The following is a 24126-nucleotide window of genomic DNA, read 5'->3' as shown; positions in this document are numbered from 1 at the left end:
CGATCAGCCGGCGGCCGGCGGCAGCGGACGGGACGCGCGCAGTCCTGGGAACTGCTCGTCGCGCCACTCACCGTCGACGGGCACGCCGCTCACGGCGGCGCGCTCCTCACGCTCCCGCAACTCCACGCGTCGGATCTTGCCCGAGATGGTCTTCGGCAGATCCGCGAACTCGACCCGCCGCACGCGTGCGTACGCCGGGAGCGCGGTCCTGGCGTAGGCGAGCACCTGTTCGGCGGTGTCCGCCGTCGCCTCGAACCCGGCGGCGAGGGTGACGTACGCCTTGACGACGTTGAGGCGGGCGTCATCGGGGGCGGGCACGACGGCGCTCTCGGCCACGGCGGGGTGCTGCAGCAGGGCGCTCTCGACCTCGAACGGGGACACCTTGTAGTCGGACGACTTGAACACGTCGTCGGTCCGACCGATGAAGGTCAGCTCTCCGTCGGCGTCCCGGACCGCGATGTCGCCGGTGTGGAAGAAGCCGTCGCGCATCGACGCCGCGGTCCGGTCGGGGTCGCCGAGGTACTCGGCCATCAGGTTGACCGGCCGCTCGTCGAGGTCCAGGCAGACCTCGCCCTCGTCGCCGGGCTGCCCCGTGACGGGGTCCAGCAGCGTCACGGTGACACCGGGCAACGCACGGCCCATCGCGCCCGGGGTGACGGTGCTGCCGGGGGCGTTGCCGATGATCGCGGTGGTCTCGGTCTGCCCGTAGCCGTCGCGGATGGTCAGGCCCCAGGCGCGCTCGACCCGGTCGATGACCTCGGGGTTGAGTGGTTCACCGGCTGAGACGACCTCGCGCAGGGCCCGAGGGCGCGCGCCGAGCTCGGACTGGAGCATCATCCGCCAGGCGGTGGGCGGTGCGCAGAACGTGCTCACCTCGGCGGCATCCAGCTGGGCGAGGAGCGCGGCCGGATCGAACCGCGGGGTGTCGTGGACGAAGACGGTCGCCTCGGCGATCCACGGCGCGAAGAAGCAGCTCCACGCGTGCTTGCCCCAGCCGGGCGAGCTGATCGCCAGGTGCACGTCCCCGGTCCGGAGGCCGAGCCAGTGCATCGTGCTGAGGTGCCCGACCGGGTAGGACGTCTGGGTGTGCACGACCATCTTCGGCTTCGAGGTCGTTCCCGACGTGAAGTAGACGAGGCAGGGATCGTCGGTCTTGGTGACCACGACCGGTCGCGACTCCCCCGCGGGCGCTGCTTCGCCGAGGTCGGACGGGTACTCCGTCCAGCCGTCCGCGGCGCCGCCGATCACGATGCGGGAGAAGCCCCCGCGCACGTCGTCGTACTTCGCGGTCTCGCTGCGGTTCGTGACGACGTGCGCCACGGCTCCGCGGTCGACGCGGTCCTGCAGGTCGGCGGTGTCGAGCATCGTCGACGTCGGCAGGATCACCGCTCCGAGCTTGATCACCGCGAGCATCGTCTCCCACAGCTCGAGCTGGTTGCCGAGCATGACCAGCACGTGGTCGCCCTTCCGGACGCCGTGCTCGTGCAGGCGCACGGCCAAGCGGTCGGACCGGGCGGCCATCTCCGCGTAGCTGAGTCGCTGTTCCGAGCCGGCCGCGTCGACGATCCAGAGCGCGATGCGGTCGTTGCCCGCAGCGATGACGTCGAACCAGTCGTCCGCCCAGTTGAAGGTGTCGCCGAGGTCCGGCCACCGGAAGTCGGCACGGGCGGCTTCGGCGGACTCTGCGGAGAGCAACTGGTCACGGGCAGCGCGGTACGCGGCGGTCACGTTCGGGTTGGGCACGGACCGATCATGCCGCATCCGTCTGGTCGCCGATCCCGAACAGCCGACGTGCGTTCCCCGATGTGAACGCATCGCGGGCCGCGTCCGAGGGGAACTCCTGCAGGAACGCCTCGATCTCGTCGGCGGAGGGCCGCTGGAACGGGTGGTCGGTGGAGAACAGCAGCCGATCGGGCGTCGTGACGTCGAGCGCGTGCCGGAGCAGGGTGGGACTGAGCATGCCCGAGCTGGTGATGTGGACGTTGGAGCGGACGGTGTCGGAGACCTTCCGCTCGAGCCCGGCGACCCGCGACAGGCTGTCCGCGCGGTCGAGCCAGAAGAGCAGCAGCTCACCCCAGTGGCCCAGCACGATCTGCAGGTCCGGGTGCCGGTCGAAGGTGCCACCGACGATCAGGCGAAGTGCCGCTCGTGCCGCCTCGAGGTGCCACCCCCACCCGAAGGTCGCCAACCCGAGCTCGACCATCGGATCGAATCCCTCGTACGCCGCTTCGCGTAGACGCTTCGACGGGATCTGCGGGTGGATGAAGACTGGCTGCCCGAGCGACGCCGCGGCGGCGAAGAGGTCGTCGTGCCGCCGGTCGTCGAGCGGCACCTCGCCGGTCCGCCCGTAGACCATCGCGCCGACGCAGCCGAGGCCGGCGGTGCGCTGCAGCTCGGTGACGGCGGCAGCCGGGTCCGCCATCGGCAGGGTCGCGAACGCACGGAACCGGTCCGGGTGGTCCGCCACCGCGGCGATCGCGATGTCGTTCGCCTGCCGGCTCAGCGGGATCGCGTCCGCGGCGTCGAGCGGCTGCGCTCCGGGCGGGGCAAGGGACAGCACCTGCACGTCGATGCCCTGCTCGTCCATCGCCGCGAGCCGGGCGTCGCCGAGGTCACGGAGTCGCTCACCGTTGTCGCCGAGCTCGTCCAGCGCGGTGCTCGGGTCGCGGCGGTCCTCGGGCAGGGCGTTGACGGCGTCGGTCAGTGCCGGGTGGTTCCAGTGCTCTTCGATCGCGATCAGGTTCATCGGGGGTCCTCCGTCATGCCGTGCACGAACACTTCGCTCATCGGCGTTGAGTGAACCGTACACCTCGCTCAACGTCGTAGAGTCAGATGCATGGCCGAGACCTCACGCGACGCGAAACGCGCACAGACCGCCGAGCGCATCCGCGAAGCTGCGCGGCATCAGTTCGGTGCGAACGGGTACGAGGGCACGACGATCCGGAGCATCGCCGCAGCGGCCGGCATCGATCCGTCGCTCGTGATGCAGCACTTCGGGTCGAAGGCAGCGCTGTTCGCGTCCGCCGTGCAGCTGCCGGCCGTGTCGGACGGCGGGGGTGAGCGCGCGGCTGCCGACCACCTGCTCGACGTCCTGGGGATCCGGTTCGACGCGCTCCCCGCAGAGACGGCCGCCCTCGTCCGGTCGATGCTGACGGTGCCCGAAGCGGCGGACACCATGCGCGGCTACCTCGACGAGCGGGTCGAGAACCTGGCGCGGTCGCTCGACGGCGACGACGCGCGGCTGCGGGCGTTGCTGACCGTGAGCGGGATCCTCGGCATCACGATCACGCAGCACTTCCTGCGTCTCAGCGCGTTCGAGGGTGCGTCCCGCGACGACCTCCTCCGCGCGGCGCAGGGCTGGGTCGAGTCGCTCACGACGGAGTCCCGATCACCCAGTCGCTGAACCGGATCAGTCCAGACCGCGCAGCCACGTCTCGAGCCACGGCACGACCTCCGAGAGGTCCATCGTGTCGATCGCGGACGACGCTGCCGCCCGTGCTGCTCCGGTCGCGTTGAGTGCCAGTGCAGCCGGGACCACCTCGAAGAGCGGGATGTCCGATCGGCTGTCCCCGATCGCACAGCACCGCTCGATCGGCACGCCACGAGTCAGCGCGTACCGAAGCGCAGCGTCTCGTTTGTCGAACTCGTCGAAGTGCTCCGCCACCGTCCCGTCGTGGGTCTGGCCCGTCACCCCGACCCGCGGTCCGCCGTTGGCGACGAACCCGAACCGTCGTGCGAGTGACACCGTGACGGGCTGCCACGCGAGCGACGCGAGCACGGGGAGGACCTGGTGCGTGCGACACCACGCCACCACGAGCTCCACGCCGGTGAGTACCGGCAGGTCCTCGAGCCATCGCTCGACGGCCGTCGCCGATGCACCGCGCCAGCCTGCGGCGTCGATCTCGCTCACCTGTCGGTTCGTGAGGGTGCCGTCGGCGTACTGCCGCTCGGCCTCGTCCAACGCCTCCCGATGGCCGAGACGCGCGGCGAGGTGACTGCTGCTCGAACCGGTCGACACGAGGGTCCCGTCGACGTCGAAGAAGACGATGCCGCGGACCGGTTCCGTCACGGCTCCCGATCCTCCGGCATCGCGGCGCGGATCGCCGCGATCGTGTCCGCGGTTTCGACGTGCAGGTGCGCCCGGATCCCCATCGCCCGCGCAGCCTCGATGTTCTCCGGCACGTCGTCGATGAAGAGGACATCGGCGGGTGCGGCGTCGAGCCGGTGAAGCACGATCCGGAACGCCTCGGGGTCCGGCTTCGTGACCCCGATCTCGTGGCTGTAGGAGATCGGGTCGAACACGGCCGCGAACCCGAACCGTCGCTCTTCCTCCTCGCGCGCGCCGTCACCCGAGTTGGACAGGATCGCGAGTCCGACCTCCCCGCGCAGACCGGCGAGGAAGTCGAAGAGCGGCTGGTTCAACGTGCCGCAGTACGCGTCCCAGAAGTCGGCTCGCATCGACGCGAGCACCTCGGCCGAGGCTCCGAGGGCCGCGCCGATCTTTCCCCAGTACTCGTCGTCGACCCCGGTCCGCCGTGCGGCATCGGGCAGGTCGGCGTTCGACAACCGCGCCGAGAACTCCTCGTCCGTCAGACCGAACGCCGCCGCCCACCTCGTGCGGAACTGCCCGGGCCACGCTGCGTCGTCGACCTGCTCGAGCACCCCGCCGACGTCGAGCAGCAGCCACCGCACCCCACCGCCGGTCATGCGGAGGCCCCGTCGAGTCGACGGATCATCTCGAGCTCCCGCTCGTCGGGCGCGAGCACGTACGGCTCCGTCGCCCCGGTCGGCTCGTACCCGCGCCGCGCGTAGAAGGCCTGGGCCCGCAGGTTGCGCTCGTGCACGTGGAGTCGGAGCGCGTCGCCGTGGCCGGATGCCCACGACTCGATCGCGTCCAGCAGGGCATCGGTCACACCAGCCGCACCTCCGCGGTGCGACGGCGCCACGTACACGCCGACCAGCAACGGGCCGGTCACGGCGTCGGGGATGAACGACCCCATCGCACCGACCCAGCGGCCGTCGGCGTCGATCGCCACGAGTGCGGTGCCGCCGGTGTCCTGACCGCGCCGGCCCCGCGCACGCCACTCCGCCTCGTCGAGCTGCTCGGCGTCCGCCAGGTGCTCCGCGTAGGCCATCGGGGTGTCCCGGAGCATCTCCAGACGGAGCGCTCGGACGGCTTCCCAGTCGGCTTCGGTCGTCGGTCGGATCGTGATCCCCTGCATGGACCGAGCCTAGGACAGCGGGCGGTCGGCGAAACTCGTCCGAACTGGTTCCAATCGACTTCGGGCAGGGCGCCGAATCACCTGCACAGGCCGGGAACCACCCGGAGCGCTCACCAGCCGCACATTGCTGGTTCTCCACCCTGCACCAGGGTGCGTTCGGCGCGCACACAGCAGCCGCGCCGAGCGCGACACCTCAGCAAAGGAAACGATCACCATGCGCAAGAGCCTGAAGACCTCCATCACCCTCGCCACGACCGGCGCCCTCGTCCTCGGCGGTGCCGCGTTCGGCATCTCCTCCGCCCAGGCCGCCACCCCGAACGTGCACACGGTCTCCTCGTCGTCCGAGTCGAAGATCCCCGCACCCGTCGCATCGGTCCCCGAGGTCCTCGGCGGCTCCACCGCCGTGAAGCTCGACTCCGGCTTCACCGACGCCCTCACCGCCCTGAAGCTCACCCCCGGCGTCTCCGGCGACGCGACCCTCGCCGACGGATCCGTGTCGTTCCCGATCACCGCCGGCTCGGTCACGTACTGGTCGCCGGACGGCAACTACCGCCCCTACGTGCAGGGCCTGCTCAACCACGACGACTCCGGCCTCACCCTGAAGGCCGGCGACACCACCGTCACGCTCGAGAACTTCGTCGTGAACCCGGGCTCCTCCAAGCTCTACGGTGACGTCCTGGTCAACGGCAAGGTCGCCGCGTCCGACGCGTACCTGTTCGAGCTCTGGGGCGGCTCGCTCAAGCCCCTCCAGCTCGAGGGCGACAACGCCATCCTCACCGGCACCACCGTCCACATCTCCGAAGACGCCGCCGGCCTGCTGAACAAGACCTTCGGCACCGACGCCGTCAAGCGCGGCCTCCTCGTCGGCACCGCCACCATCACCGCACAGATCAAGTAACACCCCCACGTACTCCGGCTGTGCATGGCAGACCGGAACGGCCAACGCCCCGTCGCTCGCGACGGGGCGTTGCTCGTGTGTGGGGGCACCGGGTCAGCGTGCCCGTGCCCGGTACGCCCCCGGCGCAGTCCCGCAGGCTCGGGTGAAGTGCACGTAGAAGCTCGACTGCGACCCGAATCCTGCGGCGTGCGCGACCTCCGACGTCGTCATCGACGTCGTCGCGAGCAACCGCTGCGCCTCGGCCACGCGGCACCGTGTCAGGTACTCGACGATCGTGGTGCCGACGTCCTGCCGGAACACCGACATCGCGTAGTGCGGGTGCAGGTGTGCGGCCGCTGCGACGTCAGCGACCTCGATCGGTTCACGGAACCGGTCCACCACGAACCGCACCATGTCGATCACGCGGTGCATGGCATCCGCGGTGCCGTGCCCGCCGCCTGGCCGCAGGTCCACGGCGTCGCGGTGGTGCCGGAGCAGGCGACGCACGAGCGCCTGGGCCTCCAGGTTGGCGATGATCTCCGCACCGTCGTCCGCGAAGTCCCGCTGCCACGACCCGAGCATCGACTCGACGTCCCGGCCGGCAGCGGTGGTCGGCACGACGACCGGGCGGTTCAGGAGCATCGCTCCCAGGTCGTGGTCGGGCAGTCCCCACGCCAGCACCTCGGCCAGCGGGATGTGCACCCACCGGAACTCGCCCGTGCCGGTGCCGTCACCCACGAGCTGGTGCGGGGTCCAGCCCCAGAACAGTGCGATCTCGCCCGCGTGCACGCTGACCGGCGCACCGCCGAACCGGTAGTCGAGGTGCCCGTCGAGCACCAGGTTCATCTCGAGGTCGTCGTGCCGGTGGGACGACGCCATGAGCGGGGCCGGGCCGCGGTGGCTCCAGTACGCCGCTTCCATCGTCTCCACATCGAGCACGATGTCGAGACTACGTCAGCGAGGGTTGGCCCGCGGGTTCAGGCTCAGGAGGACGGCTGGTACCCCGTCACGGAGCAGTCGTCCACGGTGAGCGTGCCGCCTGCGGCGGCGGCGTTCATCGAGAAGACCTGCATCGCGAGCGAATCCCCGGCCTCCTGCACGTACCCAGTGGCATCGAGGCGCGTCCACACCCCGACGGTGAGCTCCCGGACGTCGAAGCCGGTCCACCCGGAGTGCGGAGCGATCGGTGTGGTCGGAGTCGTCGGCGGATCTGATGGGGCCCACTCCCGACTGCGGAACGCGACACTCGTGCCGGTCGTGCTCGGACGGACCCAACACGACGCCCGGAACCACGCGTGCCGCTGCGCATCGGTCGCCACGGTGCGCGTCGCGCCGACCGCACCGGCGGTGCTCGAGGCCGGAGTCACGGTGATCGCACCCTTGCCGTTGCGCGTCACCGTCGTCGTCCGGTCCACCGACCCGTTCCCCATCGGCACCCATCCATCCTTGCCTCGCTCGAAGCCGGGGTCGGAGAGCATCTCGCCGGGGGTGGTCACGACCGGGATCGACTTCGATGGCACGTAGGTCTGGACACCACAGGCGGTGGAGACGAACAACCGGTGCTGTGCGATCGCCAGGTTCCCGCCGGATCCGCCGTCCGCGCACGGTGCGACGAACTCACTGCGGCGGACGCCGGTCGACTCGTCGAGCGCCAGGACGGTCGTCTCGTCCGTGGATCCGCTCATCGACGTGATCCACACGAGACCGTTCGCGACCAGCGGGGCGCTGGCTGCATCCCACGGGAAGATGCTGTTCATCGGGAACGAGTGTGTCCAACGCACCGTGCCGGTGATCAGGTCGACCGCGCGCAGTGTGGCCGCCTTCGCGGGCGACGACGTGTCACCGTACGTCGTGAAGAAGCCCGTCCGGCCGTCGAACGCGATGGACTGGGCGGACTGCGGGAGCGTCCGCACGTACTCCGGCTGTGCATGGCAGACCGGAACGGCCAACGCCCCGTCGCTCGCGACGGGGCGTTGCTCGTGTGTGGGGACACCGGGTCAGCGAGCCCGCGCCCGGTACGCCCCGGGTGCACTCCCGCAGGCGCGGGTGAAGTGCACGTAGAAACTCGACTGCGACCCGAAGCCCGCGGCGTGCGCGATCTCCGACGTCGTCATCGACGTCGTCGCGAGCAACCGCTGTGCCTCGGCCACCCGGCACCGTGTCAGGTACTCGACGATCGTGGTGCCGACGTCCTGCCGGAACACCGACATCGCGTAGTGCGGGTGCAGGTGTGCGGCCGCTGCGACGTCAGCGACCTCGATCGGTTCGCGGAACCGGTCCACCACGAACCGCACCATGTCGATCACGCGGTGCATGGCATCCGCGGTGCCGTGCCCGCCGCCTGGCCGCAGGTCCACGGCGTCGCGGTGGTGCCGGAGCAGGCGACGCACGAGCGCCTGGGCCTCCAGGTTGGCGATGATCTCCGCACCGTCGTCCGCGAAGTCCCGCTGCCACGACCCGAGCATCGACTCGACGTCCCGGCCGGCAGCGGTGGTCGGCACGACGACCGGGCGGTTCAGGAGCATCGCTCCGAGATCGTGGTCGGGCAGTCCCCACGCCAGCACCTCGGCCAGCGGGATGTGCACCCACCGGAACTCGCCCGTGCCGGTGCCGTCACCCACGAGCTGGTGCGGGGTCCAGCCCCAGAACAGTGCGATCTCGCCCGCGTGCACGCTGACCGGCGCCCCGCCGAACCGGTAGTCCAGGTGCCCCTCGAGCACCAGGTTCATCTCGAGGTCGTCGTGCCGGTGGGACGACGCCATGAGCGGGGCCGGGCCGCGGTGGCTCCAGTACGCCGCTTCCATCGTCTCCACGTCGAGCACGACGTCGAGACTACGTCAGAGCCCGGTGCGCAGCGCACCGGACGACACCTCGACACACGGACCGATCCGAGGATCCTGGAACCCCACCGTCCGGATCCGGAGGACCGCACACCCCCGCGCTTCCTACCGTCGACACATGACCAAGATCACCATCATCGGCGCCGGCGGCTTCGTCTTCCCCTTCCGCCTCATCGGCGACCTCGTCTCCTTCCCGGCCCTGCAGGACGCGACGTTGCACCTCATGGACCTCGACGCGGGCCGGGTCGCCCGCACCGCGACCGCTGCCCGCGAGCTCGTCGCCCACCACGGCCTCGGCGTCGAGGTCCTCGAGACCACGGACCGTCGCGAGGCCCTGGCGGGTGCGGACGTCGTCATCATCACGTTCCAGGTCGGCGGCGTCGAGTCGTACAAGTGGGACGTCGAGATCCCCCGCAGGTACGGCATCGACCAGGCCGTCGGCGACACCGTCGGCCCGGGTGGCGTCTTCCGGTTCCTGCGGTCGGTCCGCGCGTACGAGGACATCGCCCGCGACGCCCTCGAGCTCTGCCCGGACGCCCAGTTCATCAACTACGCGAACCCGATGGCGATGGCCACGGCGTTCCTCAACGCGAAGGGGCTCCGGACGGTGGGGCTCTGCCACAGCGTGCAGGGCACGACCCGCATGCTCGCCCGCACGCTCGGCGTGCCGTACGACGAGGTCGAGTTCGTCAGCGCCGGCATCAACCACCAGGCGTGGATCCTCGAGTTCAGGCGTCGCAACGGCGAGGACCTCTACCCGCGTCTGCGCGAGGTGATGACGGCGAAGCACCAGCGGGGCGTCGCGGCGTCCGACCTGCACGACGACGACGGCGACCACAGCGAGGCTGCTGCGGCGGCGAGCAACTACGAGGGCGGCAACGAGCAGGTCCGCACCCAGCTGATGCGCTCGTTCGGGTACTTCGAGACCGAGTCGAGCCACCACGCCAGCGAGTACGTGCCGTACTTCCGCAAGGACCCGGAGACGGTGCTCGAGTACATCCCGGAGCGCTGGGACTACTACGAGATCTGCCTGGCGCACGACGAGCAGGGCGACGTGGACACGCAGCTCGAGAAGCTCAAGGCGGACCTGTCGCCGAGCGTCGAGTACGGCGCGAGCATCGTGAACGCGATCGTGACGGGTGTGCCGGCGGTGGTCTACGGCAACGTCCCGAACGCCACGGGCGTGATCCAGAACCTGCCGTCCGACGCCTGCGTCGAGGTCGCGTGCCTGGTCGACGGCAAGGGCGTGCAGCCGACGTCGTTCGGTGAGCTCCCGCCCCAGCTCGCGGCGATCAACCGCACCAACACGAACGTGCAGACCCTGGCGGTGCGCGCCGCGCTGACGGGCAACGTCGAGCACGTCCACCACGCGGTCGCGCTCGACCCGCTGACGGCGGCGCACCTGACGCTCGACCGCATCGCCGAGATGACCGACGAGCTCCTGCACGCGCATGCGGCGCTGCTCCCCGAGTCGCTGCGTCCCGCGGACGCGGTCGCCGCTGACCAGGCGGCCGGCCGGGAGGCCCGCCCCGCGCTCGTCTGAACCGTCGCGCCCGACGCGGGGTCGGGTCCAGAACGCGACCCCACGTCGGACGCGCGGCGCCCCGTGTGCGCACCCCGCGCCTCCCGGCCGACCTGCACGGCACCACGACCTCAAAGGAGAGGACCATGCCGACCCGACCATCCCCCCAGCTCGCCAGACGGGGGTTCCTCGCCCTCGCCGGCATCTCGCTGACCGGCGCGCTGGCAGCGTGCGCCGGCGGCGGCACGACCGGCCGCGGCGGGACGAAGCACATCCGCCTGTCCACCTGGAACATCCCGACGGACATCACGAGCTACCAGGCGATCGCCGACGAGTTCGTCGCGGCGCACCCCGGGACGAGCGTCGCCGTCGAGGTGACGACCGGGCAGTTCCACCAGTGGTTCATCACCCGGCTCGCCGCCGACCTGGCGCCGGACGTCATCCGGATCACCCCGCAGCAGATCGGCCGGTACGCCGCGAACGGCAGCCTGGTCGACATCTCGGGGGCCGTCCCGGCGGACTACCGGAAGGACTACAGCGGCCCGTTCTGGGCGATCGGCGCACGGGACGACGGCGTGTACGGCGTCTTCCAGCACACCGACAACTTCATCACGTACTACAACCGCGACGTCATGGAGCAGATCGGTGTCACGCCGCCCGAGGCCTTGGCAGACGCGTGGACGTGGGACGAGTTCCTGGAGATCGCGAAGGAGGTCAAGCAGGTCACCGGCAAGTACGCGTTCGGCTACGGCTGGTCCTCGCCCGAGACGGCCTACCGGTGGCTGCCGCTGGTCCACCAGAACGGCGGCGCGTTCCTCGGCGAGGACGGTGCCACCCCGTCGATGGACACCCCTGAGGCGATCGACGCCCTGGCCTTCGGCCGGAAGTGGTACGCCGAGGGCCTCGCGACGACGGGCAACCTCAGCAAGAGCGGCGGCGGCGACGTCTCGCGGAACCTGTTCCTGACCGGGCAGATCGGCATGATGCTCAACAACCCGGAGTCGATCGCGCAGCTCGACACCGACATGCCGGACAACTGGGGCACGGCCCCGATGATCCGGAACGTCGGCGAGGCGAGCGACCTGGGCGGCAACGCCCTGGCCGTCACGAAGTCGAGCAAGCACCCGGAGCTCGCGGCCGAACTCGTGGCGATGATCACGTCCCGGTCGAAGATGCAGCAGTTCTGCCACGACGGGAACTGGCTGCCCGCCCGGAAGTCCCTCGATGCGAAGGACATCGGGTACGCCGCGAACACCGACACGATGCAGCGGTTCATCGACCAGGGGACGACGATCCCGCTCTCGATGGTGAAGGCCGAGAGCGGCGAGTACTTCAGCTCGCTCAACGCGGTGTTCGCCGACTACCTCGACCTCTGCCTGCTCGGTCAGCTGAGCCCGAAAGAGGCCTCGAACCAGATGATGGAGGCGATGCGCAGTGTCACTGCGAACTGAGACCGCGCCGGTCCGCACCACGGCGTCCACCGCCCCACCGACCGGCGGACTCCCCGCGGGCGGCGGAGCCCGACCGCGCCGGGGCCGCTTCGTCCCGTACGTGTTCATCGGCCCAGCTGCGCTGCTGTTCCTCGGGTTCTCGCTCGTCCCGATCGTCACGGCGATCGCGCTGAGCTTCCAGGACTCCAGCACCTCGCTCGGGGACGGCACCTGGGTCGGCGGGGAGAACTTCGTCGACATGGGCTCCGACCCGCTCATCGGCACGGCACTCCGGAACACGCTCGTGTTCACGCTCGGCACCGTGCCGACCTCGATGGCGATCGGGCTCGCGCTGGCCGTCGCCCTGAACCGGCCACTGCCCGGGCGCTCGGTGTTCCGCGCCCTGTTCTTCGTGCCGATGGTCGCCGCCGGCGTCGTGGTGGGCGTCATCATGTCGTGGATCTTCAACGGCGACTACGGCGTCGTGAACAACCTGCTCGAGGCGCTCGGGCTGGGGCGCGTGCCCTGGCTGACCGCTCCGGGGTGGGCGATGGCGACCCTGGTGGTCGTCGTGGTCTGGACCCGGATCGGGTTCTGCATGGTGATCTACCTCGGCGCGCTGCAGTCCGTGCCCGCCGAGCTCAAGGAGGCCGCCGCGATCGACGGCGCCTCGCGCTGGGTCCGGTTCCGGACCATCACCTGGCCGCTGCTCCGTCCGACGACGTCGATCCTGCTCATCCTGAACGTCGTGTTCTCGTTGCAGGCCTTCGACGTCATCTACGTCATGACCGGCGGTGGCCCCGGCTTCTCGACGACCGTGCTGATCCAGTACGTGTTCCGGTCCGCGTTCATCGATGCCCGGATGGGCTACGCCGCGGCGCTCGGCCTGGTGCTCGTCGCGATCCTGCTCGTGTTCACGCTGCTCCGGCAGCGCGCCAACCGCAAGGCGGAGGAGATGCTCTGATGGCCGTACTCGATGTCCGTGGTCCCCGCCGCCGTCCGGCTGGAGCCCGCGCCCGGCGCCGGCCTGGTCGCTGGGTGCTCGTCGCCGGGCTCACCGCCCTGGCGATCCTGATGGTGTTCCCGCTGTACTGGATGGTCGTCTCGGCGCTCACCCCCGGCGGGCAGTCGCAGAGCGGCACGTTCTCGCTGTTCCCGACCCGGCCGACGTTCGAGAACTACACGCAGGTGTTCAGCACGCAACCGGTCTGGCGGTGGCTCGGCAACTCCGCGCTCATCACCAGCGTCGGCACCGCGCTGAGCGTCGTCGTCTCGCTGATGGCCGGCTACGCCCTGGCGAAGTTCCGGTTCATGGGCCGGGGCCTGCTGTACTCGGCGTTCCTCGTGACGATCATGATCCCGATCCAGGTCACCCTGGTGCCGAGCTTCCTGGTCGTGGCGAAGATCGGCCTGGTCGACTCCCCCTGGGCGGTGATCCTGCCGACCGTGTTCGACGTCGTCGGGATCTTCATCGCCCGGCAGTTCATGCTCGGGGTGCCGGACGCCCTGATGGAGGCCGCTCGGCTCGACGGCGCCGGCGAGTTCCAGACGTTCTTCCGGGTGGTGCTGCCCTCGTGCGGTCCCCTGGTCGGCGTACTCGTCATCCTCGGCTTCATGACCCGGTGGAACGACTTCCTGTGGCCGCTCGTGGTCCTGCAGGGCAACGAGAACCTGACCGTGCCGGTGGCCCTGTCCACGCTGACGAACAACCCGGCGTTCAGTTCGCCGTGGGGAGCCGTCATGGCCATCGCGACCGTGACCGTACTGCCCCTGCTCGTGGTGTTCCTGGCGTTCCAGCGGCAGTTCGTGCAGGGCATCGCCTCGACCGGCATCAAGTAGCGCGGGGGCGCGGAGGCACCTGGCGGAATCGGGCGTACCTGCCCATTTCTTTCGACCAGGTACGCCCGATTCCGCATAGCAGCGCAGTGGACATGGGAAAGAAACGACGGGAGGCACGGCGCCAGCTGGCACCGTGCCTCCCGTCCGTCGTCCGCGTCAGCGGATGATCGAGATGTTGTCCGCCTGCGGGCCCTTCTTGCCGGGGCCCACGTCGTACTGCACGTGGTCGTTCTCCTCGAGCGACCGGTAGCCGGTCGTCGCGATGATGCTGGAGAAGTGGGCGAACAGGTCCTCGGACCCGTCGTCGGGGTGGATGAAGCCGTACCCCTTCGCGTGGTCGAACCACTTCACGGTGCCGGTCGGCATGGTCGACAGCACGGGGTCAGTGGATGCGCAGTTGCGCGACCATGGGGCAGGCGAACGGGTCGCGGGCAGCGAGCCCGACCCGGTTCAGGTACCGGACGACGATGCCGTAGGAGCGCAGCAGGGTGGTCTCGGTGTAGGGCACGTCGAGGGTGTCGCAGTGGTCGCGGACGAGCAAGCGGGCCTGCTTCAGCGCCGGGCGCGGCATCGACGGGAACAGGTGGTGCTCGACCTGGTAGTTCAGGCCGCCCATCAGGAACGAGACCCACCAGCCGCCGCGGATGTTGCGCGACGTGCGGACCTGGCGCGAGAAGAAGTCGACCTTGGCGTCGTGCGCGATGGTCGGCATGCCCTTGTGGTTCGGGGCGAACGAGGCGCCCATCATCACGCCGAACACGGCGAGCTGCACACCGAGGAACGCGCAGGCCATGCCGAACGGCAGGAACCAGAACACGACCGTCAGGTAGATGCCGAAGCGGGCGACGAGCAGGGCGGCTTCGAGCCAGCGGTGCTTCACGTCGGCCTTGGTGCCGTTGCCCGTGACGATGCTCTGCACCGCGTACCGGTGCAGGTTGAGGCCCTCGAGGGTCAGCAGGGGGAAGAACAGCCAGCCCTGGAACCGCATGAAGGTCGTCATGAGCGGACCCTTGACGGCGGCGGCGTCCTCCGGCAGGAACCGGATGCCGTCCGGCGCGATGTCGGGGTCCTTGCCGACGGTGTTCGGGTTGCCGTGGTGGCGGGTGTGCTTGTTCATCCACCACGAGTAGCTGAGGCCGACCAGGAAGGTGCCGAGCCAGCGGCCGGCGTGGTCGTTCCACTTCTGCGAGGCGAAGACCTGGCGGTGCGCGGCCTCGTGCGACAGGAACGCGAACTGCGTGAAGATCACGCCGAGCGCGCCGGCGACGATCAGCTGGAACCAGGAGTCACCCAGGAACGCGAACGCGACCCAAGCGAGGGCGAAGGTGACGATGAGTGTGCCGAACAGCGACCAGTAGAACCCGGTGCGGCGGCGGAGGAGTCCGTTCTCCTTGACCTGCGCGAGCAGGGCGGAGTAGGTCGAGGTGCCCTTGGGGCTTCCTGTTCCTGGACGAGTACGTGTGTAGCCCGGAGCGAGCGGAGTGGTGGTCAAGAGGACCAACCTTCCGGTGCGGACCGGCCCTTCGACCGGTTCGTGGTAGTTCACGCGATTGCGCTTGTTGCGACCCTAGGGCCTGAAGGTGCGATTCCACCTGACAATCCGCCTGCCCCACTACGGTGATCGGATGGGCAAGGTCACGCTGCAGGACGTCGCCGCGCACGCGGGCGTCTCGATGAAGACCGTGTCCAACGTCGTGCGTGGCTACCAGCACGTCAGCCCACCGATGCGCGACCGGGTGCAGGCCGCGATCGACGAGCTGGGGTACCGCCCGAACGTCTCCGGACGGTCGCTCGCCACCGGCCGGTCGAACATGCTCGCGTTCGCGTTCCCCGACCTCCGGCGGCCGTACTTCGCCGAGCTCGCGCACGTGTTCTCCCGCGTCTGTGCGCAACGCGGCTACCAGCTGCTGCTCGAGGAGACCCTCGGCGAGGCCGACGGCGAGCGCTCCGCCGTGCGCGGTCGCGAGGCCGGGGTGGTCGACGGCGTCGTCATCCACCCCCAGGTCCTGACCCCCGAGGCGATCGACCGGATCCGTGGGGACACCGCCGTGGTGTTCCTCGGCGAGGACGTCCGCCCCCAGCACGCCGACCAGGTGGTCATCGACAACGCGGGCGCGGCGGCGCAGGCGGTCGCGCACCTGGTCGCCCTCGGTCGCCGGCGCATCGGGTTCTTCGGACACGAGACCGGTCCGGAGTCCCGCACCTCCGGGCTGCGACTCGACGGCTACCGCGCGGGGCTCGCCGCCGCGGGGCTGCCCGTCGACGATGCGCTCCTGGTCCCCCGCGAGGTCGGCGACGCCGCCGGTGCCGAGACCGCGTTCGGTCGGGCGCTCGACGCCGGGCTGCGGGTCGACGCACTGCTGTGCCGCGACGACCTCGCCGCCCTCGGGGTGCTGCGGGCGATGCGGCTGCGCGGACTCGACGCGCCGCGGGACATCGCCGTGGTCGGCTGGGACGCGATGGGGCTCGGTTCGAGCCTGGTGCCGAGCCTGACGTCCGTCGCGCCGGACACCGTCGCACTCGCGGACACCGCCCTCGACCTGCTGCTCGAGCGCATCGACGGCTCGGCGGTGCCGGGGCGGCTGGTCACGGTCGGACACCGGCTGCTGGTGGGCGAGAGCGCGCCGTTCGCGGACGGCTCGGTGCAGGGCCGAGTCTCGGCCTGAGCGACACTCCTCGTGGCGATCCGCCCGAGAAGTGTCGCCCAGCGCGAGTCTCGGGGCCGCTCAGCGCTCGCCCGGGTGCACGCTCCCCAGGAGCTCGACCACGACGGCACGCAGGCTCTCGGGCAGGTCGACGGTGCCGAGCTCGACGATCCGGTCGGCGCGCGGCAGGTCCTTCGACACGATCTCCCACGCGGCGAGCTTCTCGGCGTTGCCGGCCTGTGCGCGCTCGAGGGCACGCCGGACGGCCTCGCGCGCATCGACGCCGACCACCGGCGGCCCGGTCAGCGTGACCGCTCCGCCCGTCGCCGCGTCGACCGTCAGGTCGACCGAGAACCGGTCCGCGCCGCGGGCCGCCACGACCTGCCCGTCGGCCGGGGCGGCGAGGAACGTGATCCGCCAGTCGCGCCGGGCCGGGACGACGTCGATCGCGCCCGTGGTGGCGTGCACGCGGAACTCGGCGAGCGCCGCGTCCCACGTCAGGCGGGTCGAGGCGGTACGGTCGGTGTCGCCCTCCTGGTCCTCGACCAGGGTGAACGAGCCGGAGGCACCGGGGGCCACGAGGACCTCGAACGCCGTCGGGTTCGCGGTGGCGTCGAGTTCGTCCTCGGCGGCGAGTGGCAGCACCCCGCCGTCGCGCAGCAGGACGGGCACGGTGTCGAGGGTGCGGTGCAGGTCGACGAACCGGTCGCCGGCGTACACCGTGCCGGTGAAGACGTCGGTCCACGTCCCCGGCGGCAGCCAGGCCCGTGCGGATCCGTGCAGGGTGACCGGGTCGCGTGGTGCGACGATCGGGGCGATGAGCAGCTCCGACCCGAAGGCGTAGGTGTTCGGCACCCGGTACGCCTCGTCGCGCCGCGGTTCCAGGTGGTACAGCGGACGGACGAGCGCGGTGCCCTCGGCGGTGCGGTGGTTCATGGTGTGCAGGTACGGCACCAGGCGGTGACGGAAGCGCAGGGCCTCCCCCATCGCGGTGCGTGCCTCGGCCGGGAACACCCACGGTTCCTTGCGGATGAACGGGTTGTTGGCGGAGTGCAGTCGCATGATCGGCGAGAACACCCCGAACTGCACCCAGCGCGTGGCGAGCTCGTCGTCGCGGACACCGCGGGTGTGGCCGCCGATGTCGTGGCTCCACCAGGGGTAGCCGATGTTCGCGGCGGTGGCGGTGAACTCGGGCTGGAACGCCAGCGACGCCCAGGACACGACGGCGTCGCCGGAGAACCCGACGGCGTAGCGGTGGCTGCCGGGGCCGGCGTAGCGCGAGAAGGTCATGCCCTGGTCTCCGGCCCGCGCCGAGTCGAGCAGGTGGAAGTGGTTGAGCAGCCAGAGCGGGTCGACGCCGGGCAGGCCGCTCTCGCTGCCCTGCTGCCAGTCGATCCACCAGAAGTCGACGCCCTGCGCTTCGAGCGGCCGGTGCAGCTGGTCGAAGTACGCCTGCAGGAACCGCCGGTCGGTGGGGTCGAACGGGATCGGCTGTCCGGTCGCCGGGTCGATCCCCATCGCCTCGGCCACCGCGGCGTAGGCGTCCTCGAACGCGCGGACGCCGTCGGCGGGGTGCAGGTTGAGCGTGGTGCGCATCCCCCGCCGGTGCAGCTCGGCCAGGAAGGCCCCTGGGTCGGGGAACAGCGACGGCTCCCACGAGTAGCCGGTCCAGCCGTCGCCGAACTGCGGCGGCACGGAGTCGACGCGGTGCCAGTCCATGTCGATGACCGCGACCGAGAACGGCAGGCGTTCCTCGGCGAACCGGTCCATGAGCTCCAGGTACGACGTGTCGCTGTACGGGTGGTAGCGGCTCCACCAGTTGCCGAGCGCCCACCGGGGCAGGCGTGTGGGTGCACCGGACACCTGGTGGAAGGCGCGGAGTGCGGCGTCGAAGTCACGGCCGTACGCGAACACCGTGACGTCGCGGCGGCCGGGCACGCGGGTGCCGATCCAGCCGTCGTCCTCGAACAGGAACGACTCGCTGTCGTCGAGCACGGTGATGCCGTCGCGGGCCAGGATGCCGGGTTCGAGCGGCATCCGTCCGTCGACGTCGTCCAGGGTGCGGCCGGTACCGCCGAGATCGCGGGGCTCCTGTCCCCAGCGCCAGCGGTTCGCGTCGGGGCCGATGGTCTCGACGACCAGGCCGCTCGGGCTGAACGGACCGCCGTCGTATCGGAGCCGGGCCCGTTCGGTCGTGATGACGATGCCGCCGGCGCCGCCAGCGCCCTCGACTGCGGCACCGACGCGCTCCGTCGTGAACGCCGGCACCGGCACCCGTCGTCGGATCGCGAACGTCGAGGCACGGTCCTCGAACCCGCCGTCGTCGCTCCACTCGATGCGGAACGTGCCGGCGTCCAGGACGGTGATCCGCCAGTGCTCGCCGGTGACGACAGCAGCGGGGTCGGCCACCGGGTCGGATCCGGGGAACGGCCGGATCGTCGGCAGTGTGGTCTCGGTCATGGTCACGTCGTACCCCTCAGCTCTTGACCGCGCCCTGTGTCACGCCGCTGATGACCCAGCGCTGCGCGAACAGGTAGACGATGATCGTCGGTGCCATGGCCATCAGGTACGAGGCGAAGGCGACGTTGTAGTTCGTGCCGAACTGGCTCTGGAAGATGTTCTGCACCACGGGCAGTGTCTGCAGGGTCGGGTCGGCGGTGATGAGCGACGGCATCATGAAGTCGTTCCACGACGCCAGGAACGCGAAGATCCCGACGGTGGCGTTCATCGGCCCGAGCAGCGGCAGGATGATCCGCCAGAAGATCTGCCACGTGCTCGCGCCGTCGATGCGGGCGCTCTCCTCGAGTTCGACGGGGATCGACCGCAGGTACGCCGAGTACAGCAGCACGCTGAACGACAGTTGGAACATGGCGTGCAGGATGCCGACGCCGATCGGGTTGTCGAGTCCCATCTGGGCGGTCAGCTTGATCTGCGGCAGCGCCACGACGGGGAACGGCAGGAACATCGCCGCCAGCAGGTAGACGAACGACCACCGGAAGAACCGCTTGTGCCAGTTCCGGACGATCGCGTACGAGGCGAACGAGCTGAGCAGCAAGGTCGCGACGACGGTGAGCGCTGCGACACCGAGCGACACCGAGAACGAGACGGGGAAGCGCGTGAGCTCCCAGGCCGACGCGAACGAGCCGGGGTTGAACGGGAACGGCAGCGACAGGGCGTTGCCGTCGACGGACTGTTCGCTCGTCTTGAACGCCATCGCGACGGTGACGTACAGCGGGATGAGCACCGTCAGCGCGGCGAGTCCGAGCACGACGGTCAGGGTCCAGTTCGTGCCGCCGAGGCGTCGGCGGTGACCGCGGCCCGGTCGTCGCGCGTCGCCGGTGGTCACCGTGCGGGTGTCGGTGGGTGGGCGGGTGTCGATGGCGGTCATGCGAGTCGCAGGTTCCTTCCGCGGGTCGCCGCGAGCTGCAGCACGGAGATGAGGACGGTGATGATGAAGAACACGGTCGCGTTCGCCATCTGGTAGGCGTAGTCGCCGCCGGTGAAGCCGCCGAAGATGGTCATCGCGACGCTGCTCGTCGCGCTGCCCGGGCCGCCGTTCGTCAGACCGACGATGACGTCGTAGGCGCCGAGGTAGCCCTTCACGCCGAGCACGGTGTTGATGACGATGAAGCCGCCGAGCAGCGGGAGCGTGATCGCCCGCAGCTGCTTCCAGCCGGTCGCGCCGTCGAGCGAGCTCGCTTCGTACAGCTCCTCCGGGATCGAGGTGAGCCCGGCGGTGTAGATGAGGAGGGCTCCCGGCACGGTCTGCCAGGCGGAGACGATCACGATCGCGACCCAGGCCAGGTTCGGGTCGCCGAGGATGCTCTGCTCCAGCGGTCCGAACCCGACGCTCGTGGCCAGTGCCGGCACGGTGTTCGAGAACAGGAAGTTGAACACGTAGGCGACGATGATCCCGGAGATCACCATCGGCATCACGAAGATCGACCGGAGTCCGGCGGCGAACCGGATCTTCTTCGCCAGCGCGATCGCCAGTGCCAGCGCGATGACCTGTGTGACGATCACGGTGACGACGGCGAACCCGAGGGTGAAGCCGTACGAGGCGAGGATCGCCGGGTCGGACACGAGCGCCCGGTAGTTCTCGAGCCCGAGGAAGTCCCACTGCCCGAAGCCGAGGTAGTCGGTGAAGCTGTAGAAGATGCCGACGCACGCGGGTGCGACGACGAAGGCCGTGAACGCGATGAGCGCGGGCACGAGGAACAGGTAGTACATGCCCTCGGTCCGACGGAGGGAACCGACGCGGCGGTGCGTGCGGGCGGCCGCGGTGGCCGGCCCGGACGTCGCCGGGTCGGTGTCGCGGGAGAGCGGGGTCTGCATGGTCATGGTGGCTCCTGGAGTCCTGGTCCGGCTCAGACCGTCGCCGAACGGCCGGCGAGACGCCGCCAGTCCGAGTCGAGCCGCTGCAGCATCGAGGTGAAGTCCCCGCTCCGGATCGCCGACTGCAGGTAGTTGCCGAGCGGGATCGAGGTGGGGATGAACGTGCCGGCGCCCTGGTAGAACGCGGCGTCGTCGACGTACTGCTGCAGGCCCGCGAGTCGCTCGTCCTGCTGCGGCGGCGCGTCCTCGGTCGGCGAGTACGCCAGGTTGTCGCGGTTGTACGCGTCGATGACCTCGGGCTGCATGAGGAACTCGACGAGCTCCTTCGCCTCGTCCGGGTGCTGTGACGCGGTCGGGATCCACAGGCCGAGGTCGATGTTCACGCGCGCCTGCCGGTCGGCGGGGTCGTTCGACACCGGCAGCGCGAACGTGCCGACCTCGAGCTCCTCGTTCACGAGCGCGATCTGTCCGAGCGCCCACGGCCCCTGCAGGTACATCGCGGCCTCGCCCTTGCCGAACGCCAGGTTGCCGTCCGCGTAGGCACGGGTGGCGTGGTCGGGGTTGAAGAACGTCGAGATGGTCTTCGCACGCTCCATCGGCACCGCGAAGTCCTTCTCGAACGACACCGCGGAGTCCGGCCCGACGTCGGTACCGAGCGCCTTCATCTTCGTGAAGAACGACCCGGTGTCCACCAGGCTGCCCACGGAGTAGTCGAACAGGCCCTGCCACAGCGTCCACGTGTCGCGGTCCGTCGCGTAGATCGGTGTGACGTCGGCCTTCTGGAGCGTCCGGCAGACCTCGACGAACTCGTCCCACGTCGTCGGCACGGGCAGGTCGTGGTCGGCGAAGATGCGCTTGTTGTAGATGACCCCGGCGGCGGCGAGCGAGTACGGCAGGACGCTCGTGCGGTCCTCGAACTTCGCGTACTGGTTCGTCAGGATGTCGATGTCCGGCCGGACGCGCGCCGCCGACGGCAGATCCCCGAGGTCGCTCAGCACGCCGCGCGAGATGTACCGCGCGAGTTCCAGGTTGTCGTTGAAGCAGCCGACGTCGGCCGGCTCACCGCGGACGAACTGCGGCGCGATCGCCGCCGTGCTGTCGTGCACCACCGACAGCCCGGAGCGCCCCTTCTCGAAGCGCCGCAGCAGCGCGTCGAAGTACGCGATGACCTCCTGCTTCTGCTCGTAGAAGCGCAGCGTCGTCGCACCCCCGGCCGCTGCGCGCGGTGCCGCGCACCCCGCGAGCGCCATCGTGCCGAGCGCGATCCCGCCGGCTGCTCCGGCGAGGAACCCCCGCCGGCTCACGGCCGCGCTGATCGTTCCGGTCCTGCTTCCCACCATCGGGCAACTCCCTCGTGCGCGTCGTCGCGCACGTCTTGTTTACAGCGCTGTAAAACGGAAGTCAACGTTGTAATCGCACCTGACGGGGTGCAGGCGACCAGCAGCCGGACGGGAGGCGCGGGTCGACCCCGCCCCGCGCCTCCCGTCCGGCAGTCGTCAGCGCGACCGCCGCGCGCACCGTGCGCACGCCGCCATCCGGTGCGACACGCCTGAGCGAACGCACAGAGCCGCCGCCAGGCACCATGGAACGCATGCCAAGCACCACCTCTGCTCCCCCGTCCAGCCCAGGAACGACGACCTCGGAGGTCCGGCGGTGGGTGTTCTGGCCTGCCGCCGTCCTCGTGCTCGGGTTCGTGGCGTTCACGCTGGTCTCGCCGTCGAGTGCCGAGGCGATGTTCGTCGGCCTGCAGGACGGCATCGTCCGGAACTTCAGCTGGTACTACGTCCTCATCGCGGCCTTCTTCGTCGGCTTCTCGGTGTTCGTCGGCTTCAGCAGGTTCGGCGACATCAAGCTCGGCAAGGACCGGGACGAGCCCGAGTTCTCGACGGGCTCGTGGTTCTCGCTGCTCTTCGCGGCGGGCATGGGCATCGGCCTCGTGTTCTACGGCGTCTCGGAACCCCTCAGCCACTTCGCCTCGCCGCGTCCCGGCGTGACCGGTTCGGAGAGCGAGCTCGCGCAGCAGGCACTCACCCAGACGTTCCTGCACTGGGGACTCCACGCCTGGGCCATCTACGTGGTGCTCGGCCTCGCACTCGCGTACGCCATCCACCGCCGCGGCCGTCCGGTCTCGATCCGCTGGGCCCTCGAGCCACTGCTCGGCAACCGCGTGCGTGGCGGCTGGGGCAACCTCATCGACGTGCTCGCCCTGGTCGGCACCGTCTTCGGCGTCGCGACGTCGCTCGGCCTCGGCGTGATCCAGATCGGCGCCGGGCTCCAGAACGCGGGGATCGCCGACAGCGGCATCGTCAGCCAGATCGTCATCATCGCCGCGATCACCGCCGTCACCATCGTCTCGCTCGTGACCGGGGTGGCGAAGGGCATGAAGATCCTGTCGAACTTCAACCTGCTGCTCGCCGCAGCGCTGCTGCTGTTCGTGCTCATCGTCGGCCCGACCCAGTTCCTGCTCCGCGACTTCGTGCAGTCGATCGGTTCGTACCTGCAGAACGTCGTCGGTCTGTCGTTCAACGTCACCGCGCAGCAGGGCGCCGAGGGCGAGGCCTGGCAGGGCGCGTGGACCACGTTCTACTGGGGCTGGTGGATGTCGTGGGCGCCGTTCGTCGGCGTCTTCATCGCGCGCATCTCGAAGGGCCGCACCGTCCGCCAGTTCGTCTTCGGCGTCCTGCTCGTGCCGACCGTGCTCACGTTCCTGTGGTTCGCCGTCCTCGGTGGCGCCGCGATCCATCGCGAGACCGACGGCGGCGGCGGGCTCGTCGGCGCGGACGGCTCGGTCGACGTCGAGGGTTCCCTCTTCACCCTGCTCGGCGATCTGCCCGCCGGCACCGTCCTGGTGTTCGGCGCGATCCTGCTCATCGGCGTGTTCTTCGTGACCTCGTCGGACTCCGGCGCCCTGGTCATGGCGATGATCGCGTCCGGCGGCGACATCGAGCCGAAGAACTGGCTGCGGGTGTTCTTCGCGTTCGTCTCGGCCTTGCTCGCGGTCGCCCTGCTGCTGAGCGGTGGCCTCGATGCCCTGAAGACCGCGGCGATCACCACGGCGTTGCCCTTCAGCGTCGTACTGCTGCTCACCTGTTGGTCGACGATCATCGCGTTCACCCGGGAGCGGCGGGCGTACGACAGGGCCGAACGCGAGGTCCTGCTCGAACACGTCGGCGCGTACTACGGGCTCGAGGTCGACGGGCCGTCGGAGCGCGCGCCGCGATCCGCGTTCGGTCGGCCGTGGGCCGCCGTCAAGAAGCGGGTGCGCGGCGGGTCGGGACCCTCTGGTGCCGCCGTGCTGGACGACGTCCCGGTCCGACCGCAGTCGGTCTCACCCGACCCGGCGGTCGACGCGAGTCTCGACGACGAGCCGGCTGCGGAGAGCGCACGGCGCCCCACGGAGGGATGACGGACGGACC

General features: G+C 70.1%; 22 protein-coding genes. 8 read left to right on the top strand and 14 right to left on the bottom strand.

What is annotated here, in order from left to right:
• Window positions 1–3 precede the first annotated feature (3 nt).
• A complete protein-coding gene (locus ACGH48_RS07195; RefSeq protein ID WP_396290786.1) occupies window positions 4–1761 on the bottom strand; it encodes an AMP-binding protein in 1758 nt (585 codons plus the stop codon).
• Window positions 1751–2746 carry an amidohydrolase family protein gene (locus ACGH48_RS07190; protein ID WP_396290784.1) on the bottom strand — a complete coding sequence of 332 codons (996 nt, stop codon included), beginning with the start codon at window positions 2744–2746 and terminating at the stop codon, window positions 1751–1753. The genes ACGH48_RS07195 and ACGH48_RS07190 overlap by 11 nt, the downstream gene beginning before the upstream one ends.
• 90 nt (window positions 2747–2836) lie before the next feature.
• Between ACGH48_RS07190 and ACGH48_RS07185 the strand changes: the two genes are divergently transcribed.
• A complete protein-coding gene (locus ACGH48_RS07185; protein WP_396290782.1) occupies window positions 2837–3403 on the top strand; it encodes a TetR/AcrR family transcriptional regulator in 567 nt (188 codons plus the stop codon).
• Between the two features lie 6 nt (window positions 3404–3409).
• Here the strand turns inward: ACGH48_RS07185 and ACGH48_RS07180 are convergent, their stop codons facing one another.
• The 3 genes from ACGH48_RS07180 to ACGH48_RS07170 are packed head-to-tail and all read right to left on the bottom strand — an operon-like array spanning window position 3410 to window position 5222.
• Window positions 3410–4069 carry an HAD family hydrolase gene (locus tag ACGH48_RS07180; protein ID WP_396290781.1) on the bottom strand — a complete coding sequence of 220 codons (660 nt, stop codon included), beginning with the start codon at window positions 4067–4069 and terminating at the stop codon, window positions 3410–3412.
• The gene (locus ACGH48_RS07175; protein ID WP_396290780.1) at window positions 4066–4707 is read right to left on the bottom strand and encodes an HAD-IA family hydrolase; all 642 of its coding nucleotides are present in this window, start codon (window positions 4705–4707) and stop codon (window positions 4066–4068) included. Before ACGH48_RS07175 ends, ACGH48_RS07180 begins: the two co-directional genes overlap by 4 nt.
• Window positions 4704–5222 (bottom strand): GNAT family N-acetyltransferase, encoded by a 519-nt coding sequence (locus ACGH48_RS07170; protein WP_396290779.1) that lies wholly within the window; start codon window positions 5220–5222, stop codon window positions 4704–4706. The genes ACGH48_RS07175 and ACGH48_RS07170 overlap by 4 nt, the downstream gene beginning before the upstream one ends.
• A 214-nt stretch (window positions 5223–5436) precedes the next feature.
• Between ACGH48_RS07170 and ACGH48_RS07165 the strand changes: the two genes are divergently transcribed.
• Complete coding sequence (locus tag ACGH48_RS07165) at window positions 5437–6120, top strand: hypothetical protein (RefSeq protein ID WP_396290777.1); 684 nt, start codon at window positions 5437–5439, stop codon at window positions 6118–6120.
• A gap of 93 nt (window positions 6121–6213) precedes the next feature.
• On the opposite strand, the gene ACGH48_RS07160 is transcribed toward ACGH48_RS07165, so the two are convergent.
• From ACGH48_RS07160 to ACGH48_RS07150, 3 genes are all read right to left on the bottom strand, one after another.
• Window positions 6214–7038 carry a helix-turn-helix domain-containing protein gene (locus tag ACGH48_RS07160; protein ID WP_396290776.1) on the bottom strand — a complete coding sequence of 275 codons (825 nt, stop codon included), beginning with the start codon at window positions 7036–7038 and terminating at the stop codon, window positions 6214–6216.
• 44 nt (window positions 7039–7082) lie between these two features.
• The gene (locus tag ACGH48_RS07155; RefSeq protein WP_396290774.1) at window positions 7083–8012 is read right to left on the bottom strand and encodes a hypothetical protein; all 930 of its coding nucleotides are present in this window, start codon (window positions 8010–8012) and stop codon (window positions 7083–7085) included.
• An 84-nt stretch (window positions 8013–8096) separates the two neighbouring features.
• Window positions 8097–8921, bottom strand: a complete 825-nt coding sequence (locus ACGH48_RS07150) for a helix-turn-helix domain-containing protein (RefSeq protein ID WP_396290773.1) — start codon at window positions 8919–8921, stop codon at window positions 8097–8099.
• A 136-nt stretch (window positions 8922–9057) separates the two neighbouring features.
• Between ACGH48_RS07150 and melA the strand changes: the two genes are divergently transcribed.
• The 4 genes from melA to ACGH48_RS07130 all read left to right on the top strand — a co-directional run bounded on the left by melA (window position 9058) and on the right by ACGH48_RS07130 (window position 13730).
• Window positions 9058–10482, top strand: a complete 1425-nt coding sequence (melA, locus tag ACGH48_RS07145) for an alpha-galactosidase (RefSeq protein ID WP_396290772.1) — start codon at window positions 9058–9060, stop codon at window positions 10480–10482.
• Between the two features lie 125 nt (window positions 10483–10607).
• A complete protein-coding gene (locus ACGH48_RS07140; RefSeq protein WP_396290771.1) occupies window positions 10608–11912 on the top strand; it encodes an ABC transporter substrate-binding protein in 1305 nt (434 codons plus the stop codon).
• The gene (locus tag ACGH48_RS07135) at window positions 11896–12855 is read left to right on the top strand and encodes a carbohydrate ABC transporter permease (RefSeq protein WP_396290770.1); all 960 of its coding nucleotides are present in this window, start codon (window positions 11896–11898) and stop codon (window positions 12853–12855) included. Before ACGH48_RS07140 ends, ACGH48_RS07135 begins: the two co-directional genes overlap by 17 nt.
• Window positions 12855–13730: a carbohydrate ABC transporter permease gene (locus ACGH48_RS07130; protein ID WP_396290769.1), complete on the top strand. Its 876-nt coding sequence runs from the start codon at window positions 12855–12857 to the stop codon at window positions 13728–13730. The genes ACGH48_RS07135 and ACGH48_RS07130 overlap by 1 nt, the downstream gene beginning before the upstream one ends.
• Before the next feature lie 156 nt (window positions 13731–13886).
• Here ACGH48_RS07130 and ACGH48_RS07125 read toward each other — a convergent pair whose 3' ends face one another.
• Window positions 13887–14096, bottom strand: coding sequence for a cold-shock protein (locus tag ACGH48_RS07125; protein WP_111086735.1), 210 nt, complete (start codon window positions 14094–14096; stop codon window positions 13887–13889).
• A gap of 16 nt (window positions 14097–14112) precedes the next feature.
• Window positions 14113–15222: an acyl-CoA desaturase gene (locus tag ACGH48_RS07120; protein WP_123313590.1), complete on the bottom strand. Its 1110-nt coding sequence runs from the start codon at window positions 15220–15222 to the stop codon at window positions 14113–14115.
• 133 nt (window positions 15223–15355) lie between these two features.
• On the opposite strand from ACGH48_RS07120, the gene ACGH48_RS07115 reads away from it, so the two are divergent.
• Entirely contained in the window at window positions 15356–16396 is a 1041-nt protein-coding gene (locus ACGH48_RS07115; protein WP_123313589.1) for a LacI family DNA-binding transcriptional regulator, read from the top strand.
• Window positions 16397–16456: 60 nt separating this feature from the next.
• On the opposite strand, the gene ACGH48_RS07110 is transcribed toward ACGH48_RS07115, so the two are convergent.
• Genes ACGH48_RS07110 through ACGH48_RS07095 form a run of 4 tightly spaced genes read right to left on the bottom strand, consistent with a single transcriptional unit; the run spans window position 16457 to window position 22014 of the window.
• Window positions 16457–18835: a TIM-barrel domain-containing protein gene (locus tag ACGH48_RS07110; protein WP_396290767.1), complete on the bottom strand. Its 2379-nt coding sequence runs from the start codon at window positions 18833–18835 to the stop codon at window positions 16457–16459.
• 16 nt (window positions 18836–18851) lie between these two features.
• Window positions 18852–19763, bottom strand: coding sequence for a carbohydrate ABC transporter permease (locus ACGH48_RS07105; RefSeq protein ID WP_123313587.1), 912 nt, complete (start codon window positions 19761–19763; stop codon window positions 18852–18854).
• Window positions 19760–20716, bottom strand: a complete 957-nt coding sequence (locus tag ACGH48_RS07100) for a carbohydrate ABC transporter permease (protein WP_396290766.1) — start codon at window positions 20714–20716, stop codon at window positions 19760–19762. Before ACGH48_RS07100 ends, ACGH48_RS07105 begins: the two co-directional genes overlap by 4 nt.
• Before the next feature lie 26 nt (window positions 20717–20742).
• Window positions 20743–22014 carry an ABC transporter substrate-binding protein gene (locus ACGH48_RS07095; RefSeq protein ID WP_396290765.1) on the bottom strand — a complete coding sequence of 424 codons (1272 nt, stop codon included), beginning with the start codon at window positions 22012–22014 and terminating at the stop codon, window positions 20743–20745.
• Between the two features lie 278 nt (window positions 22015–22292).
• On the opposite strand from ACGH48_RS07095, the gene ACGH48_RS07090 reads away from it, so the two are divergent.
• A complete protein-coding gene (locus ACGH48_RS07090; RefSeq protein ID WP_396290764.1) occupies window positions 22293–24116 on the top strand; it encodes a BCCT family transporter in 1824 nt (607 codons plus the stop codon).
• Window positions 24117–24126 lie beyond the last annotated feature (10 nt).

This window comes from Curtobacterium pomorum, from assembly GCF_044497295.1.
Classification (GTDB): Bacteria; Actinomycetota; Actinomycetes; order Actinomycetales; family Microbacteriaceae; genus Curtobacterium.
This window is presented reverse-complemented; position numbering and strand designations above follow the sequence as displayed.